Origin of the sequence: Streptomyces sp. NPDC088387 (genome assembly GCF_044753385.1) — a bacterium.
In the GTDB taxonomy this organism is placed as follows: domain Bacteria; phylum Actinomycetota; class Actinomycetes; order Streptomycetales; family Streptomycetaceae; genus Streptomyces.
Genome location: NZ_JBIVNC010000030.1, coordinates 25470 through 34020, shown reverse-complemented (window position 1 = coordinate 34020; position 8551 = coordinate 25470). Strand labels below are relative to the sequence as shown.

At 67.9% G+C, this 8551-nt stretch carries 11 protein-coding genes; 7 read left to right on the top strand and 4 right to left on the bottom strand.

What is annotated here, in order from left to right; genetic code table 11:
- The first annotated feature begins 468 nt into the window (after positions 1 to 468).
- Entirely contained in the window at positions 469 to 621 is a 153-nt protein-coding gene (locus ACIQAC_RS40640; RefSeq protein WP_402200749.1) for a hypothetical protein, read from the top strand.
- A gap of 424 nt (positions 622 to 1045) precedes the next feature.
- On the opposite strand, the gene ACIQAC_RS40635 is transcribed toward ACIQAC_RS40640, so the two are convergent.
- On the bottom strand, positions 1046 to 1945 hold the full coding sequence (locus tag ACIQAC_RS40635; RefSeq protein ID WP_402200747.1) for a LysR family transcriptional regulator: 900 nt from the start codon (positions 1943 to 1945) through the stop codon (positions 1046 to 1048).
- 188 nt (positions 1946 to 2133) lie between these two features.
- Between ACIQAC_RS40635 and ACIQAC_RS40630 the strand changes: the two genes are divergently transcribed.
- Entirely contained in the window at positions 2134 to 2427 is a 294-nt protein-coding gene (locus tag ACIQAC_RS40630) for a DUF1330 domain-containing protein (protein ID WP_402200745.1), read from the top strand.
- 190 nt (positions 2428 to 2617) lie between these two features.
- Here the strand turns inward: ACIQAC_RS40630 and ACIQAC_RS40625 are convergent, their stop codons facing one another.
- Positions 2618 to 2995: a TnsA-like heteromeric transposase endonuclease subunit gene (locus tag ACIQAC_RS40625; protein ID WP_402200752.1), complete on the bottom strand. Its 378-nt coding sequence runs from the start codon at positions 2993 to 2995 to the stop codon at positions 2618 to 2620.
- 368 nt (positions 2996 to 3363) lie between these two features.
- On the opposite strand from ACIQAC_RS40625, the gene ACIQAC_RS40620 reads away from it, so the two are divergent.
- The 3 genes from ACIQAC_RS40620 (at position 3364) to ACIQAC_RS40610 (ending at position 4939) form a co-directional block, all read left to right on the top strand.
- Positions 3364 to 3717, top strand: a complete 354-nt coding sequence (locus ACIQAC_RS40620) for a DUF317 domain-containing protein (RefSeq protein WP_402200743.1) — start codon at positions 3364 to 3366, stop codon at positions 3715 to 3717.
- 96 nt (positions 3718 to 3813) lie between these two features.
- Complete coding sequence (locus tag ACIQAC_RS40615; protein ID WP_402200741.1) at positions 3814 to 4104, top strand: hypothetical protein; 291 nt, start codon at positions 3814 to 3816, stop codon at positions 4102 to 4104.
- A gap of 13 nt (positions 4105 to 4117) precedes the next feature.
- A complete protein-coding gene (locus ACIQAC_RS40610; RefSeq protein ID WP_402200739.1) occupies positions 4118 to 4939 on the top strand; it encodes a DUF317 domain-containing protein in 822 nt (273 codons plus the stop codon).
- A gap of 734 nt (positions 4940 to 5673) precedes the next feature.
- On the opposite strand, the gene ACIQAC_RS40605 is transcribed toward ACIQAC_RS40610, so the two are convergent.
- Together ACIQAC_RS40605 and ACIQAC_RS40600 are read right to left on the bottom strand one after the other, a co-directional pair.
- A complete protein-coding gene (locus ACIQAC_RS40605; protein WP_402200738.1) occupies positions 5674 to 6597 on the bottom strand; it encodes an aminoglycoside phosphotransferase family protein in 924 nt (307 codons plus the stop codon).
- Positions 6598 to 6906: 309 nt separating this feature from the next.
- On the bottom strand, positions 6907 to 7395 hold the full coding sequence (locus tag ACIQAC_RS40600; protein ID WP_402200737.1) for a hypothetical protein: 489 nt from the start codon (positions 7393 to 7395) through the stop codon (positions 6907 to 6909).
- A gap of 89 nt (positions 7396 to 7484) precedes the next feature.
- Between ACIQAC_RS40600 and ACIQAC_RS40595 the strand changes: the two genes are divergently transcribed.
- Positions 7485 to 7676: a hypothetical protein gene (locus tag ACIQAC_RS40595; RefSeq protein ID WP_402200735.1), complete on the top strand. Its 192-nt coding sequence runs from the start codon at positions 7485 to 7487 to the stop codon at positions 7674 to 7676.
- Positions 7677 to 7713: 37 nt separating this feature from the next.
- Positions 7714 to 8546, top strand: a protein-coding gene (locus tag ACIQAC_RS40590; RefSeq protein WP_402200733.1) for an IS5 family transposase whose coding sequence is annotated in 2 segments (ribosomal slippage) — positions 7714 to 8104 and positions 8104 to 8546 — 834 coding nt in all. Because the reading frame shifts where the segments join, the coding sequence is not laid out codon by codon here.
- Positions 8547 to 8551 lie beyond the last annotated feature (5 nt).

The following is an 8551-nucleotide window of genomic DNA, read 5'->3' as shown; positions in this document are numbered from 1 at the left end:
CGGCTCGCGGCTCGCGGCTCGCGGCTCGCGGCTCGCGGCTCGCGGCTCGCGGCTCGCGGCTCGCGGCTCGCGGCTCGCGGCTCGCGGCTCGCGGCGACGATCTTCTATCACACCTCAAGCCGCGCTTCCACCCTTCATGTCGCTACCACCTCGCCGGTCGTGAACAGGTACACGGTAACCAGGTTGCTGGTCAGTCCCGAAGCGGGGCGGCCGTCCGTTCCCCCAGGTGCAAGGCGATTCGTCAGGGCGGCCGTGGTGACGTCGGTCAATTCGTCACGTTCTCGTCCAGGTGCAGCTCGCCCGACTCTCGCATCCGGCGTAAGCCCGCGACGAAGGGTGCTTCCCAGCGCGCGAAGGCGTCCATCCACACTTGTCGGGTGAGGTCGTCCCGGCCGCTGAGCTGGCTGGGCAGCGAGTCGACTTCCAGGAGCAGTGGCTCATGTGCGTCAACACCGTGTCTACGGTGGAATGAACGACAAAGCGGACGAGATCGTCCCGATCGTCGAAGTAGTGGTAGAGCTGGCTGCGGCCGACGCTCGCGGCGCGTTCGCGTCGTCGAGCGTCACGGCTACACGGGTGGCTGCCGAGGCGGGCGTTGACGGCGTGACCCACCAATGGTGAGTTCGGCCGGCAGGGTCCCAGCTCGGCAAGTGTTGACCCCGCGCCTGCGGGGATGCCCCGTTAGAGGCCACAGCTGGCAAACGCCTCAACATTTGTCCTTTGACATCGAAGTTAGTCGTGTGCAGCCCCCTGACCTGGGCCGACTAGGTTGGATGTCAACGATTCCCCGGTTACCCGTGCTTGTCCGGTTCGGCGTCGGCGAAGGCGCGGTATCCGCCGAGATCTCGAGCTGGGCGAGGACGTCGCCGCGGTGTACGACTCGGACCGGACCCGGGGCCATCATTAGATGCTGATCCGCTGGCGTAGCGAGGTCGTGTCGGACATTCAGCAAGACCGCCGTCGTCGTCATCACCGCGAAGTCCGCCGGGCGCAAGGTCTTCGGCCTCGTCACCGCAGTCGTCCGTCTGGCTTGACCTCTTGCGCGTCAGTCCGGCAACCAGTGCAGCTCGTGCGCCAGGGTTTTGGCGACGGCGCGGATGCGGTGGTGTAGTGGTGACTGCTCGCGTGGGAGGACCAGGTGGATCGTCAGGCTGGGCGCGCCTCGCAGCGGTCGCCAAGTGAGACCGGCCGGTTGTGCCGTGGCGGCGGCTTCTCCGGCCGGGGCGAGGGCGACCCCGTTGCGCAGGTCGCGCTGAGACATGTCGAAAGAGACTGCGGGCGTGTGGAATCGGGGGTGTGGTCGGGTGTCTCGGAACAGTGCGGACAGCTGATCGTGGATCACGGGGTTGGCCGCACGGTCCGGGAGTCGCAGCGGATACGCGGCCGCGTCGGCGATCTCGATCTCCGGGTGTTCGGCCAGCGGATGGTGCTGCGCCAGCTGGACCCCGACGCGCATACGCCGCAGCAGGAACCGGCGCACGCCACGGCCCGGCTGTTCACCGCGGGTGATCCCGGCATCAATGCGGCCGTCGGCGACCGCGGGGGAGATCTCCGGTGTCGCCATCGGGACCGCGCTGACCTCGAGTCCCCTGCCGCGAATCAGCCTGTCCACCAGGGCTGGTGCCGTCTCGGCCCCGGTGCTGAGGCTGTATCCGATGCGCAGCGTGCCCAGTTCACCGGCCGCCGCGCTCCGGGCGGTGTCCCATGCCCGGTCCAGCGCCGCCAGCGCGGGCGGCGCGGACTCCGCCAAAGCCGCACCGGCCGTGGTCAATACGACGCTACGCGTGTTGCGGACCAGCAGGGCCGTATCGAGTTCCGCCTCCAATCGGCGCATCCGGGCGCTGAGTGCGGGCTGTGCGATACCGATCCGTGCAGCCGCGCGGGTGAAGTTCAACTCCTGCGCCAGCACCAGGAAGTACCGCAGGCTCACCGTATCCGGCGCCACGTGCTCTCCCTGTCGATTGATAACGATTCGTTCTGAGTCTATCCCGTACCGGTCTTTCCCTCGACCGCATATCAAGCCCTAGCCTGCGCATATGGCGATTCAACTGACCGCAGTACCCGTCGCGGGGATCGATCGATCTGAGTGTCGTTTCGAAGTCGGACGTGTCCGGCCGAACGCAGGAGGTTTCCATGGCTAAGGGCTACTGGGTCAGTGTCTACCCTGCCATTTCCGATCCTGAGAGGCTGACTCACTACAACGAGCTGGCGGGTCTGGCTGTCCGGGCTGGGGGCGGGTGCGTCCTGTCCAATTTCGGCCGAGTCGTCGCCCACGAGGCCGGAATCACCGAACGCGTCGTTCTGATCGAGTTCGACGGCTTTGAACAGGCGGTTGCGGCATACGAGAGCGAGGCATACCAGAAGGCGCTGGTGGCCCTCCCCGACGGCTTCGAGCGCGACTTCCGCATCGTCGAAGGCATCGACTGACCGGCGGGCCCAACCATCGCTGGTCATCTGTCACCTGATACGCCCACGGTGCTGAACGACGACTCACGAGACGAGTTCGAAGCGATGCCCGGCGTCCCAGTTCGTCGTCGACGTCCTCGACGGCCTAATCCCTGTCGGGCGGATCGAAGAAGCGACGCGACGTCCGGGCCAGCTGGACTGTCTCGCTGACCTAGCGCGACAGCCACCGGACATTCGCCAATGCCACTGCCTCCGGCGTCCCCACCCGCTCGAACCTCCACCCAACTTCCGCGCAGGCCCTCCGCGTCAATTCGAACGCTTCGGCATCCTGCGGAGCGATCCAGTCGTCGGCACGGACATCGACGACCACCGCCGAGCCATCGACCCGGCGTACGAAGAAGTCCGGGGCATGCCGACGCTCACGTTCCCCGTCGTGCCAGTGCAGCCAGAACGGCCGGGACGCCATCCCCACCACAGCAGGATCGAAGTCCATGAGCACCAGCCGGTCCCGCTCCAACCACGACTCGAAACCGACGTGCTGCCCTGTAGTCGCCGCCCAGAACCACCCGGGGAAATGGGCCCACCCCACGACCACCGAAACGGCCGGACAGGCACTGCGTCTTCGAACCTGGCCGTCGCGCAGTCCAGCAACGGACGACGCCGCTTGCTCCCGCGCTTGTCATCCACACGACACGACACCTCGATGTACGGGGCAGCGCTCTCCACCCCTGTCGATACCGGCATTCGACACCCCCAGCGTGATCACCCCTCCGACTAGATTCACTGTCAGAAAAGCTGAAACGACCGAGTTCGCCGTCAAACGCCTCGATTGGATGACAAAGAACAACATTCGCCGGGGGCAGACAACAAAGATCGCGGAAGACTGGCCAACGAGGGCGAGAGCATGTCAACGTAAACGACCTTGCGAAAAACCCCAGTTCAGAGAGGTGATTGCCTGTGGTCCCAGAGCCTGTGGGCCTCGGTTTTGCCACTACCGTCGAAGCCCTGCGGCAGCGCGAGTGGCAGCTCGGTGCCGGCGAACCCACGCTCGTCACGGACCAGTTCTCCGCAGAGGACTTCCACCTCATTGTGGACGACCGCGCGGACGTGCACATCAGCTCGAAGGACGGCCGCTTCTACCTCGGCTGGTTCCCAAACGGCCGCCCCGGTACCGACGGTGAGGGATGGGCGATCGCCGTTACTGGCACGGCGAAGGTGCCCGGCTATCACCTCTCGTTCAACACCGAGACGCCGGCTGACATCGTTGCCGCCGCCGTGGCTCGCGTGCTGCAGACCTCGGGCCGCATATAACGGTGCGGATCCCCGGCAGCCCCGGCGGACTGGCCCGCAGTCGGTCCTCCGCCCGTTCCTTCGCTCCGTTTGTCCCGCTACCCCAGGAGGCTGCTCGTGACGTCCCCGGAGATGACCGTCGGCGATCTCATCGACCTGCTGTCCGTCTGCGACCGGAGTGCCACGGTTCGCCAGGCGATGAACCCCTTCTTCCCGATGGCGCACCGCCTGGCTCAGGTCGTGCAGTCCGCGGACGAGACCGGCCGGACCGTCGTCTACCTCGCTGAAGGGCGCGCCGAGGACGCACAGCTTGGCCACCTTCCCGCCGAGGTCGCCATCACCCTGACTTGGCAGGGCCCCGTCCAGGCGCCCCCGCGTCGCCCCCGCCGCCGCGCTGGCGGCAACTAGACCCGCCGAGCCCTTGGAGGCGCCCCTGTACCCCGATCTCCCGCCCGACCCGTCCACCTCACGGGGTGGACAGCCTGCGTTCTGGGTCACTCCCCGGCATCTGGCCGGTGACGATGGGCGCCTCTATGACGCCGTTGCTGACACGCTCGCCGGCTTGGGCTGGACGGGCCTGACGATCGTCCGCGGACGGCACGAGCCGGATGAGGCGCCGGAGGACCGTCAGGTCCTGCGCAGCACCGTCCTGCACATCAGTCCCGGCGCCCTGAGCTGGGCCCAATGGGTACTGGCAGACGAGCCGTTCCACCTGGGGGGTCTACCGATCGCATGGCAGATTGCTGCCCGCGCAGACACGAGCAGCCCGCTTGCTCAGTGGTCGGCGTACTTTACCCGCGACATCCCTGGCGAGGTGGTGGCCGACTTCCTCGTCGCGCTCGACGCCCGCGACCAGCCCGCCGCGCCGCTCGACGGTCCTGAGCTGGTCCTCGATGCCGTCGCTACCCACGGCTGGTTCCGCGACATCGAACAACCTCAGGCGGCAGCGACGGACCCGGCGTTCACCTCGCACATCACCCTCGGCAAGGTGCCACCACTCATCCAGGACGCCGACTCGCGCGCCCTAACCACCGACGCCGAGGAGGGGGGAGCGGCCGGGTGGCAGGCATGGGCCGAGCCTGCGCTCGGCGCACCCTGTTTGTGGGCGACTTCCTTCAGCGCCAGCGTCCCGCACGATCTCGTGGCGGTCTTCGCCGCCTCCCTCAGCTCCGCCGCGCCGGTTCTGCGCAGGGTGCTGCCCGAGGCCACCCAAGAGCGCCTCCTGCGCATGCCGGCCACTTAGGGCCTGTCTTCCCGATCACTGGGTCCCGTCGCGAATATCAGGAGGACAGCGGGTGGGGCGGCCGGACACAATGCGGCCATGGTTGACCACGTTCGAAGTGCTCCGCGCCCGGATTCCTCAGCAAGCCGTCGCTGAGCGGGGAACAAGTGCTGCTCCGGCCAGTCACGGCGGATGACGTGCCTGCGCTGATGCCCATGTTCCTGGACCCAGAGGCATCCCGACCGACCGGCAGTCATGACGACGGCGCACGGAATACGTACCTGGTACGACAGCCGTCAAGAGCAGGATGCCCGGCTGGACCTTGCCGTGGTCGAGCTGGCGACAGGGAACGTCATCGGCGAGGCGGTCCTCAAGGAATGGGACCCGCGCAACGAGAGTTGCAGCTTCCGTGTCTGCCTGGTGCCCGGCAGTTATGGATCTGGTCTGGGGATGGAGGCGACCCGACTGCTCGTCGGGTACTGGGGCTGCACCGCATCTCGCTGGAGGTCTACGCGTTCAATCCGCGAGCTCGCCGCGCTTACGGGAAGGTGGGGTTCGTCGCCGAGGGCGTGCTGCGTGACGCACTGCTCTGGGAGGGCGAGCGGGTGGACGCGACGGTGATGTCGATCCTGGCGCCAGAGTGGTTCCAGCACGGTGGACGTCCGGAAATGGCGGGCCACGCATCCATGTCTTTCGTCAAGGCGCCCATGCTGGTTTGGGCGGTTAGGGGCGTGTTGTGCTCGGTGGTGAAGTGTTCAGTGGCGGGGCAGCGCCTCGGCCACGGCGGTCTGGGAGGGGTCGATGGTGGTCCGCCCGTCCTCGATGTCCCACAGTGTGTTCTGCAGCAGCCGGGCCAGGGTCCAGCCGGCCGCGCGCTGGCGGTCCAGCCCGAGCGCCTCGGTCAGCAGGTCGAAGCGGCGCCGCACCGCCCGCGGAGCGTCCCCGGTGGCGTGGAGTTTCTCCCAGCCGGTGTCCAGCGCCGGCCACAGGTCGAAGCCGGGATCGCCGACCAGGGGTTCGGGGTCGATGGCCAGCCACGGCTCGCGCTCGGCGGCGAGCACGTTGTCGTAGTGCAGGTCCCAGTGCAGCATCCGGTCGCCTGGCTCGCCGGCCAGCTCGGTGACTGCCGACGCCCAGCCGTGCAGCCGCCGTTGGTCCTCGGGGTCCGGCAGGGCGGCGACGGCCGCCGGCACGGACGCCAGCATGACGCGCGCGACATCATCGAGGCCGCGCAAGCCCTCGGGCGCAGGGACGGAGTGCAACCGGGCCATAAGCCCGGCCAAGGCGCTCATGGCCACGTCGTCGTCCTCGACGGAAGCCAGGGTGCGTGAGCCGTCCAGGCGTTCCAGCAGCACGGCGCCGCTGTGCGGGTCGTGGTCGAGCAGCCGCACGATACCGTCGCCGTTCCACGCCCGCAGCCCGATCAGCGCGGCGGTCGTCTCCTCGCGGGGCATCTGGACTTTGAGCGCGGCGCGGGTGTCGTCCGTGCGGCGCACCGGCACCACCAGTGAGGCCCCGCCGGACCCGGTACCGCCGTCGCGCTCCAGTTCCCATCGGTCGAGCAGCTCCGCCACCAGCGCGGGCAGCCGGGCAATCCAGATGCGTTCCTCTTCACCCCCGTTCCTCGTGTACGACGCCAACAGGGCGTCAGGAACTTCGATGCCCTGCGGCGAACTCATGAGGGTTGTCCTTCGGAGAAGTGGGCTGCCCACCGCGACTACAGGTAAGGCCGAGGGTCATGCGGCGGCTGCTTGGGGGTGCGGGGCTCGCAAAGACCGTGTCGGCGGGCTCGCCGGTTCGGGCGGAGGAGGGGGCTGGTCCTTTGCCCGGTGGTATCGGTGGAGCAGGCGGGCAGGTTGAGGAGCGAGGCCATGATGGCGAGGGCGGTGGTGGCGACGCGAACGCGCACGGCGGAACTGACCCCTTGGTGCTAGGCGACGGGTGGTCAGTTCGGGCCCGAGGGCCCGGTGGGGACGTAGGAGTGGTGGTCAGTGCCCGAGGTGGCGCAGGCAATCCTCGAATGTGGCGTGCGTCGCGTCCGCCGGTCCGCTGTTGCGGTTGTACCAGGCGGTGTTGAGGCGAGTCTCCTGCTGCTCGTGGCCTGCCCGGCAGCGCAGCCAGATCTCGCCACGGGTGGAAAGGATGAGCCAGTCCCGGTACGCGCCGCACTCGGTGCAGGCTGCCAGCTCGCCGTCGAGGACGAGGGGCTGCTTCCACGGCATCATCTTGCCGTCGACCTGGTCGTGGCTCGGCACACGCAGTTCCGGCGGAAGGAAGTCGCCCACTAGGGCGGCGGGCTCGGAGGGCTTCGGCTCAGCCGTAGGCACTTCGAGGCCCGGCGGGACCTGGTCCTGCAGCCGCGCATGCAGATCGGCGAACTGCCTCTGAGTTTCGCTCGGCTCCTTGGCCCGGCGGCGTATCCGGTGAAACACGCTGATGTCCTCCTCTACCTCGTCACCTCGTCCTGCGCGCGTCATGATCGTGCCTCACGCCCCGTGTGGTTTCAATTCAGAAATTCCACAGTCACCTTCGGCCAGATCATTAGTGGTGCTCCGGTACCTCGTTTGTGCGGACGGCTCGACTCGGGACCGCCAGCTACTACTTCGAGCGCGTCAGTATGACGATCAAGGACCGGTGCGGGGCGAAGGCGGTGCCGGAGCGACCGGTGCTTTACTGGCTGGAACGCGGCCAGCACGCCACGGGAAGGGCACGGACCCGCAGGTCCCTGGCGAATCTGCCGGAGGGTGTCTTCGACTAGAGCATGTCTCTTTGATCGGTTGGTCAGTTGATCGGATGTGTCCGTCCGATTAGTGATCACTGATGCGATGTGGGACCGGATCGAGCTGCTGATGCCAGCTGATCCGGTCCGCGGTCGGCGGTGGGCCGATCACCGCCGCACCTTGGAGGCCATCGCGTGGAAATACCGAACCTGCTCGCCCTGGCGGGACCTGCCGGATGAACTCGGCTCGTTCCAGACCGCCCACAAACGGCTGATCATGTGGGCAGTGGACGGCACCTGGGAACGGATCCTCGCCGCGGTCCTGTCGGCAGCAGACTGCTGCGACGACGTCGGCTGGACCGTGTCGGTGGACTCCACCGTCTGCCGGGCTCACCAGCACGCCGCCGGAGCCAGGAAAAAGGGGGCTCCAGGCCGAGCCGAGCCCGACGACCACGCGCTCGGACGCTCCGCGGCGGCCTGAGTACGAAGGTCCACCTCGCCAGCGACAGCCATGCACGACCCCTGGCCCTTCGCGTCACCGCAGGCCAGGCAGGTCACACCCCGGCCTTTGAGGACGTCCTGGACGCCATCCGTGTTCCGCGATGCGGGCCCGGACGACCGAGGAGCCAGCCGGACACCGTCCTGGCGGACCGCGCTTACTCGCCCCGCGCGATCCGAAACCATCTCCGCCGACGCGGGATCCGCGCAGTCATCCCGCAGCCCTCCGATCAGATCGGCCACCGTCTGCGGCGAGGCCGCGCCGGCGGCCGCCCGCCCGCCTTCGACGCCGAGGCATACAAGCAGCGCAACTCAGTCGAACGCTGTATCAACCGGCTGAAGCAATGGCTCGGCCTAGCCGCCGTTGGGACTGGGAGAGGGCGGCCATGGGCGGAGGCGCCGATCTTGTGAGACCG

What these genes read in the sequence shown, in the direction of transcription:
- ACIQAC_RS40630 (WP_402200745.1), top strand. Translation starts at nt 2,134, where the DNA reads ATGGCTAAGGGCTACTGGGTCAGTGTCTACCCTGCCATTTCCGATCCT.
- ACIQAC_RS40605 (WP_402200738.1), bottom strand. Translation starts at nt 6,597, where the DNA reads ATGAGTTCGCCGCAGGGCATCGAAGTTCCTGACGCCCTGTTGGCGTCG.
- ACIQAC_RS40640 (WP_402200749.1), top strand. Translation starts at nt 469, where the DNA reads ATGAACGACAAAGCGGACGAGATCGTCCCGATCGTCGAAGTAGTGGTA.
- ACIQAC_RS40600 (WP_402200737.1), bottom strand. Translation starts at nt 7,395, where the DNA reads ATGACGCGCGCAGGACGAGGTGACGAGGTAGAGGAGGACATCAGCGTG.